We start from the raw sequence: 19,433 nt of genomic DNA on the forward strand, positions 1-19,433 counted from the left end.
AGATCCTACAACTCTATGGAGTGATGAGGTTATGCAGATTCAGGATTAAGTTTGCTCATTTCCCAGGTGGTGTAGGTGCCGATCGGACTCCACAGCAAGTAAGGGACTAACAAGAGCGCCGCAGTGCCAGAGACTTGCATCACAAAAAATGTCAGAATCAAGCCTAAGATGAACCCCACCCCGCCGATGATGGTGCCATAGTTGAGCCGTCGCGTCCACAGCATCACCGGGGAATAGAGCACGATTACCACTTCTACCAGCAGATAAAACGCCATTAACGCCCAACTTTGGGTAAGCTCCCACACGATGTAGGCTGACCACGCGCCGCAGATAAAGACGATCGTCCAGATCACCGGAATTAAAGCTTCAAACGTCAGCCAATTGGGACGACGCAATCGTGCAAACCACTTTACGTCTTTGGGTCTGAGCAGTCCACTCCCAAAGGCAACGAGAAACGTGACGGCTCCGATTATCATCCACGACTTGATCATGTCTCTAACCTTTAATAACTTTAAATAAAAAAGCGCTTGAAGACTTAGCGTGTCATCAAGCGTTTATTGTGTCAGAGATTTCCTTAAGCAACCATCAATCTTTAGATGCGATCGCCCCCATCCAAAAGAGCGAACTTAGGCAAAAACTTCACCAAAAAATTCAACCGCTTCTTTCAGTGAGGCAATAAAGACATCAATCTCTTCACGAGTGTTGTAGAAATATAAGCTGGCTCGTGCAGTCGATTGCGCTTTGAGATGGCGGTGAAGCGGCTGGGTGCAGTGATGCCCTGCCCGGATTGCGATTCCTGCCTGATCTAAAATTGTAGACAAATCGTGAGGATGCACTTCGCCTGCCGTAAATGCCGCTAATGCCGCTCGTCCGCTTCCATCTGCGTTTGGTTGAGGCCCATAAATCCGAAGCTCAGGGATTTCTTTCAGTTTGTGAAAAAGATATGCGGTGAGTTCTTCTTCGTAGGCGTGAATCTTGTCCATGCCGATGTTGGTCAAATAATCGACGGCTGCGCCTAGCCCGATCGCTTCTGCGATCGCGGGAGTCCCCGCTTCAAATTTGTGAGGCAAATCGGCATAAGTGGCGTGATCTAAAAAGACATCGGCAATCATCTCGCCACCGCCGAGAAAGGGAGGCATCGATCGCAGCAGATCCAATTTGCCGTAGAGAAAGCCAATCCCAGTCGGGGCACACATTTTGTGACCCGAACCGACCAACCAATCGCAATCGATATCTTGCACGTTGATCGTCATGTGAGGCAAACTCTGACAGGCATCAATCAACACTTTTACGCCGTAGCGATGCGCCTCTGCACAAATCTCTTTAACAGGATTAATGCAGCCCAGCGTATTCGAGACGTGGACAACAGAAACAATCTTCGTTCTATCTGACAACAACGACTTGAATTGCTCGAAATCAAATTCTTCTGTATCAGTCAGCCCGACAAACTTCAGCACTGCTCCCGTTCTCTGAGCCAACATCTGCCACGGAATCAGATTGCTATGATGCTCCATCACCGACAAAATAATCTCGTCCCCAGACTTTAAGGTGCTTCCCCACGAATAGGCGACGAGGTTAATCGCTTCGCTGGCGTTGCGCGTGTAGACAATCTCTTGCCGAGATGCCGCATTCACAAAGGCAGCTACTTTATCGCGTGCGCCTTCGTAGCCATCCGTCGCTCGTGAACTGAGTGTGTGAACGCCGCGATGCACGTTGGCGTTATCGTGTTCGTAATAGTGACGCAACGCATCGAGAACGGCGATCGGCTTCTGCGAGGTCGCCGCATTATCGAGATAAACCAAAGGCTTGCCGTGAATTTGCTGGTGCAGAATCGGGAAGTCAGATCGCACTTTGGCGGCAATGGTCTTTTCTTGAATAATAGTCATCTTAGAGGAAGGGTGATGAGGGATTTAGAGTTGTTGAGTTCGGATGGTAGTGGTGAGATTGGCTTTGAGAGACGCGACTGGGATGTGATTGATGATCTCGATCGCAAACGCATACGTCAACAATTTACGGGCTTCTTCTTGGTTTAAGCCTCGACTTTGCAGATAAAACACTTCGTCATCTTCGAGTTGGCTGACTGTTGCGCCGTGGGCACATTTGACGTTATCGGCAGTGATTTCTAGCTGAGGTTTAGTGTCAACTCTGGCTCTCGGAGAGAGGAGCAGATTTCGGCTGAGTTGAGCGGCGTTCGTCAGTTGTGCAGCTTGCGGGACAGAGACTTTGCCGTTGAAAATGGCATGAGCACGATCGCCGACAATACATTTCTGCACCTGATCGCTCGTTCCATAAGGTTTAGTAAAGGCAATCTTGCTGTGAGTGTCGCCGACTTGCTCACCGTTGATCATCGTCAGCCCGTTGAGCGTAGTTTGCGTCTGCTCACCCGTCTGATAAACCTCTAAATTGTGGCGAGAAATCTTAGCACCTAAGCTAATCGCATTGCAGGTATAGCGAGAATCACGAGCTTGAGACACAACAGTTTTGCCAATGTGAAACGCTGTCTCACCTTCTCTCTGAACTCTAGTGTGACTTACCTGGGCGTTCTCGGCGATCGCGATCTCCGTCACGGCGTTGGTGAAATATCCGCCGTCTGCGATCGTCACATACTCTTCAATCAGCGTCAGGCTACTGCCCGATTCTGCAATCACGAGACAGCGAGGATGGGAAATCGTAGCGGTGTCGCCAGAAGTGGATACAAAAAGTAGTTGAATCGGCGTTTCGACTTCTTGATTTTTAGGGACGTGTACGATCGCAGCATCGATCAAGCTTGCCGTATTCAGAACTGTAAAAACTTCCTCTGAACCCTGCTGTTTTGCCAAATAATTCTGCAAAGACGGGATCAATTGAATGCCAGCACTCAAATTGCCAACGAGAACGCCTTCGGGCAAATCGTCTACAGCCGATAGATCGGGCGCGTAAATCCCATTCACAAACACGAGGCGACTGTTCACCGCTTCGGGCAAAATGAACGATTCGATTTGAGCAAAGCTAATTGTCGGCTGATCGTGAATCGGTTGAAAATTGATTTGCACCAGCGATGACAGATCGGTGAATCGCCATTCTTCATCGCGTGTGGTGGGAATCGCTAACTCTTGAGCGATCGCCAGTGCCCGATCGCGCACTCCCTGCAATTCAGCCAGTTCTGCTGACAATTCAGGACGTGACTTTAGCAATCCCGCCAGATAGGCGGCGCGATCGACTCTCGCTTTTAGAGTCGGCTCGATCGCATGGGCAGGAGCGGATTCAATACTCATCGCGCTACCTCCGCCGCTTCTTCTTCGCGCACCCATTCATAACCACGAGCTTCTAGCTCAAAAGCCAGTTCTTTGCCGCCTGTGGTGAGAATGCGTCCACCTTCCATAACGTGAACAAAATCGGGGACGATGTAATCCAGCAAACGCTGATAGTGAGTAATCATCAGAATCGCGTTGTCAAACTTTCTAAGTTGATTGACTCCGTTGGCGACGATTTTCAACGCGTCGATATCTAAACCAGAATCGATTTCGTCGAGAATGCCAAGCTTGGGTTCTAAAAGTGCCATTTGCAGAATTTCGTTGCGCTTTTTCTCACCGCCAGAAAAGCCTTCATTCACACTGCGGCTGAGGAAAGCAGCATCCATTTTCAGCAGATCTAACTTGGTGCGAACTAACTCATCAAAGTCAAACGAATCTAATTCTTCTAAACCTTCTTGTTTTCGCTTGGCGTTATAGGAGACGCGCAAAAAGTCTAAGTTGCTGACACCCGGAATTTCTAACGGATATTGGAAGGCGAGAAACACACCGGATTTTGCCCGATCGTCCGGCTCCATTTCCAACAAATTCTGTCCCCGAAAAGTGACCTCGCCAGCAGTCACTTTGTAAGCGGGATGCCCTGCCAAAATCTTAGAAAAAGTACTTTTTCCTGATCCATTTGGCCCCATAATCGCGTGAATTTCACCCGCCTTAATTTCCAGATTCAAACCTTTGAGAATCTGAGTATCACCTACATCTGCGGTCAGATCTTTAACCGATAAAATAACTTCGCTGTTTTCGTTAATCACTCAATAGACCTCTTTCACTACGCTAATCTGTTTCAGAATTCTGAACACTTCATACAGCTCATTTCCAGGGTTACGGATCGCAAACTCCCTAGAAACGGCATACTGCGAAACTGTGTCTTTAATCAATTTAATGAACACAAAAGTTCCACCCGTCACAATCAAACCAAAACCGGGCTGATTAGGATGTGGATTTGCCAGCATATATGCTAGAAGTTGCGCTAGTCCAGCTTCCATGGAGAAAGAGAATCTTTTAGACTCGATCACTGCAACCCAAAATTGCTCTCTCATCAGCAAAATGTCAATCTGTCCTCGAACGATTGTGCCTTCATCTTCAGCAGTTATCTCGATCGACTGTTCAGTCTTAATTTGAAAGGGAGGCAGAAAGAAGTCTGCCAGAAATAGGAATGGCCCTAAAATCGTAATTTGAATGGTTTTCTCTAGCAGGGGCGGATCACGTACCAAGTTCAGGTATCCCGCCCTTACTTTGTCGAGAAATTGCTTCTGATCATCAGTGACTTCTGGTAGGTCGTCTTGCCATTCACGAAAAAACTGCCCGTCCTCAGTAAGTTGAAGTCCAAACTGAAGCGTTAAGTCTCTCAGGGTTACGTTTTTGGCTTGAATGGTTTGAGTCATTATTTCACCCCTCCCCTTTCAGCAATTCTGTCGTTGTTGCTGGGTTTCTCCGTGTTTCGATCCAATAGGAAAATGATGCTTGAACCACTCCATTTGGAACTGGAACTGAATCTGCTTTTCCAGACTTGATTGATTCTTGATTTTAAAGAACGGGAGACTTGGCTCTCCATTTAGAATTTGCAGAATTCGCTATAGCCAGGGAGAAAGAGATTCGTTCAAACACTGCAAGAATGCTTGCCGTAACTCGATTTTCTCCCTGGCTATAGCGTGAGAAGAGTGGGCTAGGCATCTCAGAATCTACCCTACAGAACCTTCAAGCTTGAGGCTGAGGAGCCGATCGGCTTCAACCGCAAACTCCATCGGCAACTGGTTAAACACATCCTTACAAAAGCCACTAATCATCATCGAGATCGCGTCTTCTGGTGAAATACCACGCTGGCTGAAGTAGAACAACTGGTCTTCCCCAATCTTGGAGGTAGACGCTTCGTGTTCGACTTTGCTCTGGTTGTTTTGCACCTGAATGTAAGGGAACGTGTTTGCTTGGGCACGATCGCCGATCAGCATCGAGTCACACTGCGAATAGTTGCGCGCACCTGTGGCTTTGGGCCCGATCTTCACCAAACCGCGATAGCTGTTGTGCGACTGACCCGCCGAAATCCCTTTTGAGATGATCGTGCTGCGGGTGTTTTTGCCGATGTGGAACATTTTGGTTCCGGTGTCGGCTTGCTGGTGGTGATTGGTCAACGCCACGGAGTAAAACTCACCGACGGAGTTATCGCCGACTAGCACACAGCTTGGATATTTCCAGGTGATCGCAGAACCCGTCTCGACTTGTGTCCAGGAGATTTTGGAGTTCACACCCTGACACAACCCGCGTTTGGTGACGAAATTGTAGATGCCGCCTTTGCCATTCGCGTCACCTGCATACCAGTTCTGCACCGTGGAATATTTGATGTCAGCGTTATCAAGAGCAACTAGCTCAACCACCGCCGCATGAAGCTGATTGGTGTCAAACATCGGAGCCGTGCAGCCTTCGAGATAGCTGACCTGACTGCCTTCTTCAGCAATAATCAGCGTTCGTTCAAACTGACCCGAATCGCCATTATTGATGCGGAAGTAAGTAGACAATTCCATTGGGCACTTCACGCCTTTGGGGATGTAGACGAAAGAGCCATCACTAAACACAGCAGAGTTAAGCGCTGCAAAGTAATTGTCGCCAACGGGCACCACGCTTCCCAGATATTTCTTGACTAATTCAGGATATTCCCGCACGGCTTCAGAGATCGAGCAGAAGATCACGCCGTCTTTAGCAAGCTTTTCTTTAAAGGTGGTGGCGACTGAAACGCTATCAAAAATCGCATCGACTGCCACATTGCTCAAGCGCTTTTGCTCAGACAGAGAAATGCCTAACTTTTCAAAGGCTTCCAGCATCTCTGGATCAACTTCATCCAGGCTCTTTTTCTTCTCTTTGAGCTTGGGCGCAGAGTAGTAAATAATGTCTTGATAATCGATCGCCGGATATCCCACATGGGCCCAATCTGGTTCGGTCATTTTCAGCCATTGCCGATATGCTTTGAGTCGAAACTCCAGCATAAATTCCGGCTCTTCTTTCTTGGTCGAAATCAGCCGCACCATCTCTTCGCTCAACCCACGAGGAATAGTGTCGGATTCGATATCAGTGACGAACCCGTATTTGTAAGGCTGGTTTACCAGATTTTGAACAGTTGAAGTCATCGATCGTGTTCTCTTTTCTCAAGGGCGAGGAAGGGCTTAAGGATCAGGAATCTGATCCTCAATCCTGATTAGGCATGGTTGGTCGTGGCACGAATTTCGTCAAAGGTGATGGCTTGCATCTCACCTGCAAAATCGTTATCTGGGGTCAGAAATAGCAAACAGTGGCACTCTTTGCGCTCACGCATGGGGACACAGGGGCAGTTCCAATAAGCGGCTGAGACTTCGGCTTCTTTGTCTTCATAGTGGCGACAGGGGCAAAGGGGAGCGCCCAAGTCATCTTTATGCTTGGCAAGCCCTTCGATCACCACTGCCGTCACGCCGGGATCGACGCAAAAATAAGTGCCTGTGCGCTTGGCGTAGGTTTCTGAAAAGTGCCTCATCGCTTCGAGGCTTTTATCTGATGCTTGGGTGTTTGGGGTTTCTGTATTCATAACCAGAACGACACTACATCCAATAGATCTTATAATTAAAACAACATCTTTGTTGCTCAACTTCCATTCTAAGGTACTTTAGCAACAATAACGTTGTTTAAGTCAAGTTTTTTGTCTTAGATTTCTGTGAGCTTTAGGATGACCACGACTCAACAGCCCTCTACCAAACAAGACATCTTGCATCAACTTTTGAAGCAGGGTCAATCAACCGCTCAAGAATTGGCGGAACAGTTGCAGGTGAGTCCGCAGGCAATTCGTCGCCATCTCAAAGATTTGGAAACAGAAGGGCTAATCTTGCACCAGGCGATGCAGACGGGGATGGGTCGTCCCAATCATGTCTACACCTTGAGTCGAGAGGGTCGATCGCAGTTTCCCGATCGCTACAATGATTTTGCGGTGTCTCTCCTCGATACGTTGGCAGAAACGGTCGGGCGCGATCAAGTGAGTTCGATTCTCCGTAGACAATGGGAGCGCAAGGGCATCGAATATCGGGAGAATTTGGGAGAGAGTGACTTGTCCGATCGCGTCAACAAACTCGTTGAACTACGGCGACTAGAGGGCTATATGGCAGAATGTCACGAGATTGACCCCGATACGACTCCCAAATTTGTGTTGACCGAATATAATTGTGCAATTTCTCAAATTGCGGAGTCATTTCCCAGCGTTTGCGGTCACGAGTTAGAAATGTTTGAGTTAGCCTTGCCGGATTGTCGGGTCGATCGCACTCACTGGCTCGTCAAAGGTGAACATCGCTGTGGATATCTAATTCAGCCCAAATAATCGTGATTTACGGCTTTTGGATCGATCGGCGCGTAGGCAAAACGTTCGGATGACGAGCCTGTCTGATAAAATAGCGGCGTTGTTACCCTAAATACATCTTTGAGCCAGTCGATCGATCTACCCAAAGTCGATGATTTTTTGCAAGAGCTAGCCACCATTCAGCAAACGGGTTCTAAGCGAATCGCCTTGCTGGGTTCTCGTCATGTGCCCATCACTCACCAAAATTTGATTGAGATGATGAGCTATGCCCTGGTTTTAGAAGGAAATCGTCTGATTACATCCGGCTCTACCGGAACCAACTTTGCAGCCATTCGGGGTGCGCTGCGTGCCGATCCCAGTCTGCTGACGGTGATCTTGCCCCAAACAATGGATCGCCAACCTCGCGAATCTCGCGAACAGCTCGAAAACGTTATGAATTTGGTCGAAAACCCTGAGAACAATAGTCTTTCTCTAGCTGAAGCCAGCGCTTTGTGTAACCGGGAAATTATTTCTCGGTGTCAGCAGTTGATCAGTTTTGCGTTTCACGACAGCCGAACGCTGCTGCAAACCTGCCAAGATGCAGAAGATCAGCGCAAGATCGTAACCTTATTTTATTTCGATTAGGAAATTAGTCATGAGCGTGTTTGGACTGTCTACCTCGACGATCTTGCTGAGTGCGATCGCGGCTGCTGCCGTTTTGGTCTATCTGCCCTTTCTCGTGGTGGGATATGCCCGCGTCACGGCTGGCTATGACAAAGAAATGAGGGCGGCTCCCCGCGCTGCGTTTGACAAACTTCCTGCCTTTGGTCAACGGGCAACGTGGGCACATCAAAACTCGTGGGAGTCGTTTATGTTGTTTAGCGTCGCAGCGCTAATGGCATACGTGACGGGTCAAACCTCTGAATCTGTCACTTGGGCAGCCATTGCTTATCTCCCCATCCGCTTGATCTACTCAGCCGCCTACATCTTCAACGTGCCCATACTCCGTTCTTTAATGTTTGCCCTTGGCTCAACGTGCATTTTTACCTTGATTGCCGCGAGCATTACTAGCACCATTAAAGGATAGTTGCCCTGTCCCCTGTCCCTCTATTTTCCTATGGCTTCTACTTTTTCTTTTGATGTGGTCAGTGACTTCGATCGCCAAGAACTCGTCAACGCGGTTGATCAAACCAATCGCGAGATCATTGCTCGTTATGATCTCAAAGACACCAAAACGACTTTAGAACTGGGTGAAGACGCGATCGTCATCAGCACCGACAGCGAATTTACCCTAGATGCAATTCAGACCATTCTGCAAATCAAGTCTGCCAAGCGCAATCTATCGCTCAAGATTTTTGACTATGGCAAAGTAGAATCTGCCAGTGGCAATCGAGTGCGGCAAGAGATCAAGCTTAAAAAAGGACTCACGCCAGAAGTCGCTAAACAGATCACCAAGCTGATTCGAGACGAGTTTAAGAAGGTGCAAGGCTCGATTCAAGGCGATGCGGTGCGCGTTTCTGCTAAAGCGAAAGATGATCTGCAAGGCGTGATGCAGCGATTAAAGCAGGAAGATTATCCGATGGCGTTGCAGTTTAACAACTATCGGTAATCAGACTTTTTGGGAGTCGATCGCTCAAAAATAATTTTCGAGTGAGTTCTGCGATCGTAGATTGGGCACAATAGGCGCGGTCTGATGATTCTCAAACATCGCTAGACCACGAAAATACTTACCCAAGAGAAAATTATGCCTAAGCGTCGGTTGCCAACCAAAGGGACTCAAAGTCAAGTTGCGCTCGAACCAGAAGTCGCGATCGCCGCGATCGCCATCTTTGCTGCCTATGCAGACGAAGAGGTTAACGAAGACGAAGGCTATGCCCTCGATGAAATGCTTTCTGGTCTTGGTATTGGCTTGTACGAAGATTTTTCAGACGAAGACCTGCACGAATTGGGTGCCAAAGTCAGTGCGCTCGTGCAAGAAGAAGGCGCAGACGCAGTGTTTGCCCAAGCGATCGAGTCTTTGTCCGATCGTGACCTCAAAGAAGTTGCCTTCATCGTGACAATGGCAGTTCTTGCGGTAGATGGTGAAGTGCCTGAAGCTGAAGAAGAATACTTAGAAGATTTGCGTCAGGCGCTCAAAATCTCTGACGATCGCGCTCAAGAACTGATGGCTGAAATGTTTTCTGACGAAGAAGAGGAAGAGGAAGAGGAAGAATAAAGTGTAGTGAGCGATCGTAGGGAGTTTTCCAATCTGCTCCCTACTTTTTATTGAATTTAATATATGAATGTCTGTTCACATGTTATGGTGAAGACACAAACCAAAGGAGACTATCATGACGGCTGTTACCCAAATGAAATGTGCTTGTGAGCCTTGCCTGTGTATTGTTACTACAGAAGGCGCAGTTCAAAAAGATGGCAAACTCTATTGCAGCGAAGTCTGCGCCGATGGTCATCCCAACGGGCACGGCGACTGCGGACACAAAGGCTGCACCTGTTAGATCAAAATAAAGGGCAAAAAGAAAATTTGTAGGTTTCCTCTTGCCCTTTCCCAATTTTTCTTGATTCAATTTATTCTAGATTGTGGCTAAATTGTAAGCGATCGCTCCTCATTTGATCTGATTACAATGTGTACAAAAGCCTCCTTGAATAAGAGATAGGGTTATGAAAAAATCAATGGATGGTTTGATAGAGCAACTCAATCTAAAACTGCTTCAGTAGCAGCCAGAAATTGCTCAACAGGTGAGGCAATCTGTGGCAGAAATTATTGAATTAGCAGACTAAGGTGCGCTAGATATTTTGCGTTCTCGATCGGTTGAACAAGAAGTTTTGGATCTGCTTGACGAAACCGAAACCTGGTGATTTGGAATCGCGATCGCGCCTTATCTCTCTAGTTTGATCTCGGTTCACGGTGATATTTTTCGAGTTCTGGGATGCCTTGTAGGGGGTTGCGGGCTTGATGATCTTTGGTAATATTTAATCGCTTCTGGAAAATTCTCCTGCTTTTGATAGGACTGTCCTATTGTCCACAATGCTGCAAATTCTCCAGTAGGATCTTTGATCATTTGATATATGTTTAGCGCCTGTTGAAGTAACTGACGCGCACTATCAAATTGTCTAGCCTCAATTTGCTGCTGCCCTTGTTCAAATAGTTCATGTGCCTTTGCTTTGCGGGGATCTTGAGCTTGGTCAGAGGTTTGCTGGGCAGACAGCGGCAAGGAAAAAAACAGGGATGGAGAAGTGGAAACAGTAGTCAGAAATGTAACCAGAGCAAGGATGCAGGTTTTCTGAGAGCGCATTGCGATTTAGAACTTAGATGACCAAGCTAAACTATCATGTACATGAGGAAAAACCTTCTGTTTCAATATTCGCAACATAGTTTGTGTATTTGTTAGCACTTCGCCACCTGCATACAGTTCGATTTCATCCTTAGTGGATTTAGGAATCAGCGATCGTCGCATCTCGACTTGAAGGGGTTTGAGAATGCGTTGCCGTAACTGATCCGAACGCAACCAAAAACGTTAGGGCAAAAACAAAGATCCACTGACGCTGAAAAAGTTTAGACACGAGCAATCTCGGTAAACGAAAAAGGGCAACCCCAGAAAGATTGCCCCAACGTCAACTATTTCTCAGAATTGCGAAGTCCTAAAACTCTCTACAAGTTTTTCATCACTGATTGTGCGGCTGCGATCGTGCGATCGATATCCTCATCTGTATGGGCAAGTGAAGTAAACCCGGCTTCAAATTGAGAAGGTGCCAGATAAACCCCTTGCTCTAACATGGCGCGATGGAAACGCCCAAACTTAGCCAAGTCGCATTTCTTAGCGTCTTCGTAGTTGTGAACTGGGCCTTCAGTGAAGAAGAAGCCAAACATGCCGCTAATCGAGCCACCGCAAGCTGCATGACCTGTTTCTTTGGCAACGGAGAGCAGTCCTTGTGTGAGTCGGGTGGTGATGCGATCGAGCAACTCATAAGTCCCTGGTTGGCGCAACAGTTCCAAGGTTTTGATCCCCGCAGCCATCGCGAGAGGGTTTCCTGATAGCGTTCCCGCCTGATACATCGGGCCTGCGGGGGCAACCATTGCCATAATGTCTTTGCGTCCGCCATAAGCACCGACAGGCAACCCGCCACCAATCACCTTGCCCAGCGTTGTCAAATCGGGCGTGATCCCAAACTTCTCTTGTGCGCCACCGTAGGCAATTCGGAAGCCTGTCATCACTTCATCAAAGATCAGTAGCGCATCGTTTTCACGGGTCAGTTCTCGCAGACCCGCCAGAAAGCCAGCATCAGGCGGAATAAACCCAGCATTGCCAACCACGGGTTCTAAAATCACGCCAGCAATCTCACCGGGATTGGCTGCAAACAAAGCTTTGACGGCTTCCAAATTATTGAAAGGCGCAGTCAGCGTGCTGTTGGTCGTCGATTTAGGAACGCCCGGAGAGTCGGGTAATCCTAAAGTCGCCACACCCGAACCTGCCTTCACCAAAAACATATCGGCATGACCGTGATAGCAGCCCTCAAATTTGATGATTTTTTCGCGCCCGGTAAACGCCCGCATCAAGCGCAGCACAGACATACATGCCTCAGTGCCAGAATTGACAAATCGCACCATCTCCACACTAGGAACGGCATCGATCACCCTTTCAGCCAAGACATTTTCTAGCACATTGGGAGCGCCGAAGCTGGTGCCCTTTTCTAACGTTTCGTGAAGTGCCTTCAAGACTTCGGGGTGAGCGTGACCGCAAATTGCGGGGCCCCAAGAGCCGATGTAGTCGATATATTGGTTGCCATCGACATCCCAAGCGTATGCGCCTTTGACATGATCGAACACGATCGGCTGTCCGCCCACCGACTTAAACGCTCTTACTGGGGAACTCACCCCACCCGGCATGAGTTTCTGAGCGGCGGCAAAGATTTCTTCTGATTTTGTGGTTCTCAAAGTGCCTGTGATCAAAGTTTTCTCCTTAAAATCCATTACGGTTGCTTTGCAATAGCGATAGGCAGCGCTACCTGAGTCTGATCATCGAAGATCTTCCTCAAGGTAGGCAGATTTCTAGTTACAGCAAGCCATACTAATCAATTATCTCACTTACCGGAGGCGGCTAGGATGTCGTACCAAAACAATCAGGAGTTACCTGCGAGTATTCGCACTCAGCTTTCTGAAACAGCTCAACACTTCTACAGGGTAGCGTTTAACTCTGCTCTTCAGTGGTATGGCGAAGAGTCAAAAGCGCATCAAATTGCGTGGAGTGCAGTCAGAAATCAAGCGGTCAGCTTGAATAGCGGAATCTCTCAAGAAGCCTGTCTTGAAGTGGTCAAAGTTGCCTGATTTTTTGATTTTTTGATTTCGGCCTTTAAATTGTAAATTTTTGAGGCAGGTTGCCTTACCCTTCGTTGAGGAGACCTTTCAAATTAGATAACTAGAAAATTTGGGAGTGCGATTTTGTTAAAGAGCAGTTGCTTTGCGGTTGCGCTTTGCACTAATCGTGTTCCCATTTTGCATTTGAGTTAATAACGGATAAGTTTCGTTAGTGAAACAATTCACAAGACCTATACCAACGCCATTAACCGATCGCACAAGTGATATCGTGAACAGGTGACTTATCCACCCGTGCCATGTCAGCTTCTAAATCTCCGTTTGTGCAGTCCATTCCCGTTGAGAAAATCCAGTATGACGATCGGGGGTTAGTTCCGGCGATCGTACAAGATTATCTCGATGGCACTGTCTTGATGATGGCGTGGATGAATCAAGAATCGCTGCAAAAAACTTTAGAGACAGGCGAAACCTGGTTTTGGAGTCGATCGCGTCAAGCATTCTGGAATAAAGGCGCAACGTCAGGACACATTCAGAAGGTAAAAGCGATTCGATATGACTGTGATAGCGATGCGCTACTCGTCACCGTTGAGCAAATTGGGGATGTCGCTTGTCACACTGGTGAACGCAGTTGTTTCCATCAAGTCAAGGGTGAGGTGACTGCTCCACCTGCTGATACGCTGTCGCAAGTGTTTGGGGTGATTTGCGATCGCCGCGATAACCCCAGCGAAGGGTCTTACACCCGCAAACTCCTAGATGGCGGCGACAACAAGATTCTCAAAAAAATTGGCGAAGAAGCGGCTGAAGTCGTGATGGCTTGTAAAGATGATGATGCAGATGCGATCGCAGGCGAAGCTGCCGACTTGCTCTATCACACGCTAGTCGCTCTGGCTTATCACAAAGTAGACATCAAAGCCGTCTACCGCAAATTGCAAGAACGAAGACGGTAAGACTCGATTTCAACCATGTTAGAAACCATCATCACATCTGTTGCAACCGCTGTCATTACAGGAGTTGTCACCTTTGCTGCTCAAGAAAGAAGACTCAAATCAGAACTGAGAGCAGAATTTATGGCTGAACAGGTTGCCAAATCTCTTTTGGAAGATGAACGCTGGAAGAAGCGAACCTTCAAGGTGATTAAAAAGAGATTGGGCGGCTTTGAGGATGAAGAACTGAGACGAATTTTAGTTCGAGCCGGGGCAGTTCGCTTTGAAGATGAAGGCGAAGAATTTTGGGGTTTGTTATCTAGAAACCGAAAAGATTTGTAGAAACTTTAAGTTTTCTGCCGTTAGCTTGTGGTTAAAACTTGTTCGGCGATTACTTTACAGTTGCGCTTAAACTAGCTCTAGTGGACACAGCTATCATTGAGTTTAGAGAATCTGATTATCCGCATGAGTATCAATGACAAAAATTTCCACGACTAAATCTGTTCCTTATCCCTAAAATCTTTGGAAATTAGCGATCGCTTGGCTTCTTCTAGAAGTTGATCTGAGATTTCAACTCCTTTCCAAATTCCTCTAAGTTGAGTTTTGGGACAATTCTTTGCAACTTCGCTTTGCTCATGAGTCAGCACTTTTTGTTTCAGCATTTCTAGTTCTTGCTGAATAGCTTCGATACGAGTCCACTTCTAGCATGAATGGAACGATCGCGGCTCATTTCGTTGATCGCTTATTTCCGCAGCCATGCGATGAGAAGGACGATCGCTAATCCAACGCAGAACCAGAGAACCCAGTTGATTTGGCGTTGTGAGGTGGAGTGAGGTTGTGATTTGGTAGGTGGGCTGCGATCCGTACCAGTCGTCTTGGGGGGGAGCGTTGTCGATCGTGGGAGTAGGAGGGAGAATAGGCACTGATTGACGTTGTTCGGTGGCAATGATTCGGTTGAAGGCGTAAATTTCTTCGTCACATTTCTCGACCCTGTGATCGAGTTGCAACTCCGCATAAATTTCACGAGCTTGCTGAAGTGTGACGAGTGCCTGAAAGCAGCGAGGTTCATATCTAGCGAGTGCTAATGATTTGTTGAATAGGGAAGCAGCTTCGCCCCAGCGATCGCCAATTTCCCGTGTAATCTCCAAGGACTGTTGATGAAAGTTGATCGCCTGTTCATACTGTCCTAACAATTGATAGACATTACCCAGATTACCGAGGGAAGCTGCTTTCCCTTTAGAAAAATCAATTTGGTTAAATTTTGCTTGGGCTTCTTTGTGGCTGGAAATCGCAGCCCGATACTTTCCTACAGATCGATACAGGTTTCCCAACCTCGCCCATGCCCAGCCTAAATTGTGTTGCTCCTTTGGATTCTGAGGATACCATTCTGCTGTCAGTCGCTCGTGAATCCTGATTAAATCTCCGTAGTAGCCTTGTCGCTTCAAGAAGTCTACGCAAATATCTATCACCTCTTGTGCAAGTGCATATTGTCCTAACTCACAACGATGGTGAAAGATTTCTAGTTCTTCGGCACAGTCCGTGATCGTTTCCTTTGACGGCTTAATCTTTTCAATGAAATACGCGATCGCTCTCATATGCTCAACTTGCGTCTGATCCTCTTGTTGTGCCCGTTGCGCCAGATACCGTTTCACCAACGGTAAGAAGAACTCAAACCGCCATTCTTCTCCTCATCGCTGTTCTTGCACAAACGACGATCGTGCCAACTTTCGCAAATGCTCTAGTTTTAATGGTTCATCAATCAAAGCTTCAGCGATCGCTAATCCAAAACTCCCGCGCAACACATTCAGCCGCAGCAGCAACACTTGCAGCACAGGTTCAAGATAGCTAAACTTAGATCTTTCACCTCTGTCAACAACCGCCCAAAACTTTAGTTCCTGGCTCATCGCTTAAACCCATTGAAACGGGTTGAAACTTTGGCTCAGTCCTCTTCAGAGGACTTTTGCGATTAGCCCGAATTTTAATTCAGGGCGGGTGATCGGGCAATCATTGAGACGGGTGCAAGATCTGAGCTAATCTCTAGGTTTTGACGTGCTGTGATATCGTGCTAGATCTCTGAGTTTTCAGCGGTGATTGCCGCGTCGATTTCTTCTGGATGTTGAGCGTAGTAGGTACGAGCGGCTTTGAGATCATCTCTAGTCAACTGCGGGTAGTCGCTGAGCAAGTTGACATCTGAGCAGCCCTGCGACTGCAAAGCTATCACTTCCCAAACGGGAATCTGCGTCCGCCCGATACAAGCGGCTCCATTGCAAATTCCCGGAGTCTTTCTGATTTTTGTCGTTGCCATCACTCAATTTAATAATCTAGTAAGGTTTGTCAATTTTTGGGTTGGAGCTTAAGTCATGCGATCGAGGCTTTATATAGGCACAGGTTAAGTAGTTTGTAGGTTCAAGCAGCATCTCGTACCATTTGCCGTTGATCGGAGCAGAGGGCATCCGTTATCTTCAATCAGAGCAGGTTTGTCTTCGATCGTGCCACAGAAGCTCAGGGAACGGCGAGTGATCTTTACGGCTTTTAAGATATTCCAATAGCTCATACAGAGGATCGTCAGGGAACAGGATCAAAGTATTTAAACTCACGGTCAAAGAATAGTGTGACGACCGTTGGCGCTCCCATTGCCAGATTTAGGTTGTGGGATGGTCGAGCTTGTCTCGGCGCGTTGACTGGCGATCGCTTACGTTCGCTAATATCAGTCAGAACAAAATCAGTGCAGGTTGCTTCAACGTTGACCTTGAGTGAAATCAGCGCCCACACGATTAAGCCATCAATACGGCGCAGCTTAACTTCAAAATCTGGGACTTCGCCCTGCTGCTCTAGTTCGTTAATCAGGTGCTGGCGATCGTCGGGATTGACATAGTATTTCAGGGCAAATCGCTTGTCAATTAATTCTGTTGCCGATCGATGTCCTAGAATTTCAGCACAACGCTGATTAGCACCGAGAAATAGCCCGTTTTGTTTGAAGCACGATCGACCAATACCGACCTGCGAATTTTGAAAAATACTGCGATATCTTAGTTTGCTGTTGCATAGAGCGGTTTCGGCACAGACGCGATCGCTAATGTCAGTTGAAATGCTGCAAGTGGCGTAAGTGTTGCCCTCTAAATCAAATAATGGAAACTTGACGGTGACAAAGGTTGAATCTCCATCCCTGTGAGGGGTCGTTTCGTTTATTTTGATAGCAGTCCCGGCATCCAGGGCTTTACGATCGTTGGCGCTATAAATTTCAGCCAGATCGAAGGGCAGAAACTCATAGTCCGTTTTGCCAATTATCTCTTCGGGCTGAACGTTAAATTCTTCGGCTAGCGCTCGATTTGCAAAGGTATAGCAACCCTCTAGATCTTTAACGAAGATAGAAGCATTCGCGTTGTTGAGAATTGCCTGTAGCTGCGCTTCACTCTTTTGTAAAGCCAACTGTGCTTGTTTGCGTTCCGTTGCGTCGGTTCCGAATGAAAGAATTTCAATCAAATTGCCATCTGAATCGAAAATGGGTTTGTTTGTCCAAGACATCCAGACGCGATCGCCATTCTTGCAAACGTTTTCATTTTCATAGAGTGAATATTGCTCTGGTTGTTGAGCATAATCTGCCATTAGCTGTCGCAGATCGCGTCCAGTGGTTTCTATTTGAGGAACGATCGTTTCAGTAATGCTGCGCCCAATTAATTCATCGGCGCTGAATCCGAAAAATCGCTGACCGTAGTCATTGATGAATCGCGCCTTGCCGTCAGGATCGCACCGGAGAATGACGCTATTAGAAGTTTCGACTAAATCGCGATATTGCGATTCTCTCGCCTGCAAAGCTTGCTCAGTCTGCTTACGATCGGTGATATCTCGGTAGTACCAAATTCTACCCAGATCGCTGCCATCGGGTAGGCGCACCGGAGCCGACTAGCGATCGAGCGATCGCCCATCTTGTAAGACAATTTCATCTCGACTGGTCAAATCTGGATACTGATATATAAATTCAACTCGCGCCCAAAATTCTTCGGTCTGTGGCATTCGATCGCGGACGAGTTGCAGCAGTTGTTGTAACTCGCTTGCTTGAACCGTTGCTTCTGGAATGCGCCAGATCTTGCAAAACTGCTGGTTGTAAGACACGATGCGACGATCTTGATCAACGATTGCAATGCCGTCGATCGCCGTTGCTTGAACGGCTTCTAACAAAGCATTGCTGCGGTGCAAATCGGCTTGCAGTTGATGGACTTGCTCAATTATCGAACGCAGCAGTTTGCCCCCATCTGCATCACCCAACACCCAAACACCTGCTCGACTTTGACGCGCGTTGTGGGCTTGGTTCGATTGGACTGCTTCTGTTCTTCAGTTAACGGGCGGTTGCGATACCCCCGCTCATGAAGCTGACTGTCGAACTGCATCAACTCCAACGTTTCCTCAATCGCCTCAGCCCGATAAGCACTGTCTGCCCAAATCTTGTCGCCCTGATTGTCGTCCTCTTACTGCCCTATAACTATGATCTCACACTTGTCTCACGTTAAGACTCCTCTGAATAGATTTTTCGAGGTGCCCTATAGCAATCCTACTTCAGTTGTGAGAGTAGTACAGGCTGGAAGCCTGTACGGACAAGATGCCCAATCCCACCATTCGTTTAGGATTGCTATAGTCCGCTAAACTGACATTAATCCGCAGGAGGCTTTATGGCAACAGTTCATAACTTGCGTTTCCCCTTAATGCTTTTCGCGGCGATCGGCTGCGGGCTAATCGCCGGAGTCTTCTTTGCCTTCTCGACTTTTGTGATGCCTGCACTCGCCCGACTTCAGCCACCTCAAGGCATTGCCGCGATGCAGTCGATCAACATTACGGCGATTAATCCGTTGTTCATGATCGCTTTATTTGGAACGGCTTTAGCTTGTCTCTTTCTAGCGGTCTCCGTCCTGTTCAAATGGCAGCAATCGGCGGCTGTCTACCTGCTGGTGGCGAGCCTGCTCTATCTTGTTGGTACGATCGGAGTGACGATCGCCTGCAATGTACCACTAAATGATGCGTTGGCGATCGTCAAGCCAGAGAGTCCTGAAGGCGCAAACTTATGGGCAAGATACCTGACCGACTGGACATTCTGGAACCATGTTCGGACACTCGTCGCACTTGTAGCAGCCGTATTGTTTGCGATCGCACTTCACTAATCCAACATTTCCTTAAGTTGTTCGTGCAACTGTTTTACGAAATCCACTGCATTTTGTAACTATACTCTGTAGGGGCACAGACTTCGTTTTTTTGGGTATCCTTGATGAGAAACACCGTAAAAGAATAGGGGAGGTTCCCTTGATTGAGATCTCATTCAGCGAAGTCGAGATTGCAGCCCTGCACTATGAACGGTTCCATCACCCCATCCGCGAGTCCAGGGCAAAATGGAAGCGTTGGATTTGAAGAGTCAAGGCTTACCCCACTGGGAAATGGCTCAACTGGTACAGGTGAGTCAGAACACCCTACGAAGCTACCTCAAAGACTACCAAGCCGGGGGCATTGCCGGACTGAAAGGATTGACTCACATCTTGCAGCAGTCTCAATAAGGCAAGAATGGTAAGGGCTTGACGATGATTTCAAACCCTAGCTCATCTGCGAGGCTGCGATTCTTTTGAATCTGACGTAACAGT

General features: G+C 47.6%; 26 protein-coding genes and 2 pseudogenes. 11 read left to right on the forward strand and 17 right to left on the reverse strand.

The features are described 5' to 3' along the window. Positions 1–29: 29 nt before the first annotated feature. The 7 genes from BRW63_RS10495 to BRW63_RS10525 all read right to left on the reverse strand — a co-directional run bounded on the left by BRW63_RS10495 (position 30) and on the right by BRW63_RS10525 (position 6,837). Complete coding sequence (locus tag BRW63_RS10495) at positions 30–491, reverse strand: TspO/MBR family protein (RefSeq protein ID WP_073070906.1); 462 nt, start codon at positions 489–491, stop codon at positions 30–32. Between the two features lie 135 nt (positions 492–626). Then, positions 627–1,886, reverse strand: coding sequence for a SufS family cysteine desulfurase (locus BRW63_RS10500; RefSeq protein WP_073070908.1), 1,260 nt, complete (start codon positions 1,884–1,886; stop codon positions 627–629). Between the two features lie 24 nt (positions 1,887–1,910). Continuing rightward, positions 1,911–3,254 carry a Fe-S cluster assembly protein SufD gene (gene sufD, locus BRW63_RS10505; protein ID WP_073070909.1) on the reverse strand — a complete coding sequence of 448 codons (1,344 nt, stop codon included), beginning with the start codon at positions 3,252–3,254 and terminating at the stop codon, positions 1,911–1,913. Next, positions 3,251–4,039: a Fe-S cluster assembly ATPase SufC gene (gene sufC / locus BRW63_RS10510; protein WP_073070911.1), complete on the reverse strand. Its 789-nt coding sequence runs from the start codon at positions 4,037–4,039 to the stop codon at positions 3,251–3,253. The genes sufD and sufC overlap by 4 nt, the downstream gene beginning before the upstream one ends. Further along, positions 4,040–4,672 carry a restriction endonuclease subunit R gene (locus BRW63_RS10515; protein WP_073070913.1) on the reverse strand — a complete coding sequence of 211 codons (633 nt, stop codon included), beginning with the start codon at positions 4,670–4,672 and terminating at the stop codon, positions 4,040–4,042. Positions 4,673–4,969: 297 nt separating this feature from the next. After that, complete coding sequence (gene sufB / locus BRW63_RS10520) at positions 4,970–6,406, reverse strand: Fe-S cluster assembly protein SufB (protein WP_073070915.1); 1,437 nt, start codon at positions 6,404–6,406, stop codon at positions 4,970–4,972. Between the two features lie 68 nt (positions 6,407–6,474). Continuing rightward, a complete protein-coding gene (locus BRW63_RS10525; RefSeq protein ID WP_073070917.1) occupies positions 6,475–6,837 on the reverse strand; it encodes a ferredoxin thioredoxin reductase catalytic beta subunit in 363 nt (120 codons plus the stop codon). Positions 6,838–6,975: 138 nt separating this feature from the next. Between BRW63_RS10525 and sufR the strand changes: the two genes are divergently transcribed. The 6 genes from sufR to BRW63_RS10555 all read left to right on the forward strand — a co-directional run bounded on the left by sufR (position 6,976) and on the right by BRW63_RS10555 (position 10,070). Beyond that, on the forward strand, positions 6,976–7,617 hold the full coding sequence (gene sufR, locus BRW63_RS10530) for an iron-sulfur cluster biosynthesis transcriptional regulator SufR (protein ID WP_073070919.1): 642 nt from the start codon (positions 6,976–6,978) through the stop codon (positions 7,615–7,617). Positions 7,618–7,716: 99 nt separating this feature from the next. Further along, entirely contained in the window at positions 7,717–8,220 is a 504-nt protein-coding gene (locus tag BRW63_RS10535; protein WP_073070920.1) for a DNA recombination-mediator protein A, read from the forward strand. A 10-nt stretch (positions 8,221–8,230) separates the two neighbouring features. Beyond that, entirely contained in the window at positions 8,231–8,662 is a 432-nt protein-coding gene (locus BRW63_RS10540) for an MAPEG family protein (protein ID WP_073070922.1), read from the forward strand. 30 nt (positions 8,663–8,692) lie between these two features. Beyond that, positions 8,693–9,184, forward strand: a complete 492-nt coding sequence (locus BRW63_RS10545; protein ID WP_073070924.1) for a YajQ family cyclic di-GMP-binding protein — start codon at positions 8,693–8,695, stop codon at positions 9,182–9,184. Between the two features lie 135 nt (positions 9,185–9,319). Continuing rightward, the gene (locus tag BRW63_RS10550) at positions 9,320–9,790 is read left to right on the forward strand and encodes a tellurite resistance TerB family protein (protein WP_073070925.1); all 471 of its coding nucleotides are present in this window, start codon (positions 9,320–9,322) and stop codon (positions 9,788–9,790) included. Between the two features lie 115 nt (positions 9,791–9,905). Next, on the forward strand, positions 9,906–10,070 hold the full coding sequence (locus BRW63_RS10555; protein ID WP_073070927.1) for a metallothionein: 165 nt from the start codon (positions 9,906–9,908) through the stop codon (positions 10,068–10,070). 405 nt (positions 10,071–10,475) lie between these two features. Here the strand turns inward: BRW63_RS10555 and BRW63_RS10565 are convergent, their stop codons facing one another. The 3 genes from BRW63_RS10565 to hemL form a co-directional block, all read right to left on the reverse strand. Next, on the reverse strand, positions 10,476–10,868 hold the full coding sequence (locus BRW63_RS10565) for a tetratricopeptide repeat protein (RefSeq protein ID WP_073070929.1): 393 nt from the start codon (positions 10,866–10,868) through the stop codon (positions 10,476–10,478). 139 nt (positions 10,869–11,007) lie between these two features. Further along, the gene (locus BRW63_RS29520) at positions 11,008–11,136 is read right to left on the reverse strand and encodes a hypothetical protein (RefSeq protein WP_262983532.1); all 129 of its coding nucleotides are present in this window, start codon (positions 11,134–11,136) and stop codon (positions 11,008–11,010) included. 88 nt (positions 11,137–11,224) lie between these two features. After that, positions 11,225–12,544 (reverse strand): glutamate-1-semialdehyde 2,1-aminomutase, encoded by a 1,320-nt coding sequence (hemL, locus tag BRW63_RS10570; RefSeq protein ID WP_244913185.1) that lies wholly within the window; start codon positions 12,542–12,544, stop codon positions 11,225–11,227. A gap of 132 nt (positions 12,545–12,676) precedes the next feature. Between hemL and BRW63_RS10575 the strand changes: the two genes are divergently transcribed. The 3 genes from BRW63_RS10575 to BRW63_RS10585 all read left to right on the forward strand — a co-directional run bounded on the left by BRW63_RS10575 (position 12,677) and on the right by BRW63_RS10585 (position 14,151). Continuing rightward, positions 12,677–12,898, forward strand: coding sequence for a ChaB family protein (locus tag BRW63_RS10575; protein WP_073070931.1), 222 nt, complete (start codon positions 12,677–12,679; stop codon positions 12,896–12,898). 287 nt (positions 12,899–13,185) lie between these two features. Further along, the gene (gene hisIE / locus BRW63_RS10580; protein WP_073070932.1) at positions 13,186–13,833 is read left to right on the forward strand and encodes a bifunctional phosphoribosyl-AMP cyclohydrolase/phosphoribosyl-ATP diphosphatase HisIE; all 648 of its coding nucleotides are present in this window, start codon (positions 13,186–13,188) and stop codon (positions 13,831–13,833) included. 15 nt (positions 13,834–13,848) lie between these two features. Beyond that, positions 13,849–14,151: a hypothetical protein gene (locus BRW63_RS10585; RefSeq protein WP_083582843.1), complete on the forward strand. Its 303-nt coding sequence runs from the start codon at positions 13,849–13,851 to the stop codon at positions 14,149–14,151. A gap of 152 nt (positions 14,152–14,303) precedes the next feature. Here the strand turns inward: BRW63_RS10585 and BRW63_RS28260 are convergent, their stop codons facing one another. From BRW63_RS28260 to BRW63_RS29920, 7 genes and pseudogenes are all read right to left on the reverse strand, one after another. Then, positions 14,304–14,471 (reverse strand): hypothetical protein, encoded by a 168-nt coding sequence (locus BRW63_RS28260; protein ID WP_181314368.1) that lies wholly within the window; start codon positions 14,469–14,471, stop codon positions 14,304–14,306. A gap of 39 nt (positions 14,472–14,510) precedes the next feature. Further along, complete coding sequence (locus BRW63_RS10590) at positions 14,511–15,461, reverse strand: tetratricopeptide repeat protein (RefSeq protein ID WP_073070936.1); 951 nt, start codon at positions 15,459–15,461, stop codon at positions 14,511–14,513. 36 nt (positions 15,462–15,497) lie between these two features. Then, entirely contained in the window at positions 15,498–15,713 is a 216-nt protein-coding gene (locus tag BRW63_RS10595) for a hypothetical protein (protein WP_073070938.1), read from the reverse strand. Positions 15,714–15,874: 161 nt separating this feature from the next. Further along, the gene (locus tag BRW63_RS10600) at positions 15,875–16,114 is read right to left on the reverse strand and encodes a DUF433 domain-containing protein (RefSeq protein WP_073070940.1); all 240 of its coding nucleotides are present in this window, start codon (positions 16,112–16,114) and stop codon (positions 15,875–15,877) included. Positions 16,115–16,374: 260 nt separating this feature from the next. Further along, a complete protein-coding gene (locus BRW63_RS10605) occupies positions 16,375–17,703 on the reverse strand; it encodes a PAS domain-containing protein (protein WP_073070942.1) in 1,329 nt (442 codons plus the stop codon). Between the two features lie 9 nt (positions 17,704–17,712). Further along, positions 17,713–18,078 (reverse strand): PAS domain-containing protein, encoded by a 366-nt coding sequence (locus BRW63_RS10610; RefSeq protein ID WP_073070943.1) that lies wholly within the window; start codon positions 18,076–18,078, stop codon positions 17,713–17,715. Further along, positions 18,078–18,251, reverse strand: a pseudogene (locus tag BRW63_RS29920) (IS5/IS1182 family transposase); the annotation flags it as partial. The gene BRW63_RS10610 and the pseudogene BRW63_RS29920, both read right to left, overlap by 1 nt. A gap of 225 nt (positions 18,252–18,476) precedes the next feature. On the opposite strand from BRW63_RS29920, the gene BRW63_RS10620 reads away from it, so the two are divergent. After that, positions 18,477–18,962 carry an anthrone oxygenase family protein gene (locus BRW63_RS10620; protein ID WP_073070945.1) on the forward strand — a complete coding sequence of 162 codons (486 nt, stop codon included), beginning with the start codon at positions 18,477–18,479 and terminating at the stop codon, positions 18,960–18,962. A gap of 222 nt (positions 18,963–19,184) precedes the next feature. Next, a pseudogene (locus tag BRW63_RS27640) lies at positions 19,185–19,349 on the forward strand (helix-turn-helix domain-containing protein); the annotation flags it as partial. Positions 19,350–19,433: the final 84 nt, after the last annotated feature.

The organism is Phormidesmis priestleyi ULC007 (assembly GCF_001895925.1).
GTDB classification, from domain to species: domain Bacteria; phylum Cyanobacteriota; class Cyanobacteriia; order Leptolyngbyales; family Leptolyngbyaceae; genus Phormidesmis_A; species Phormidesmis_A priestleyi_A.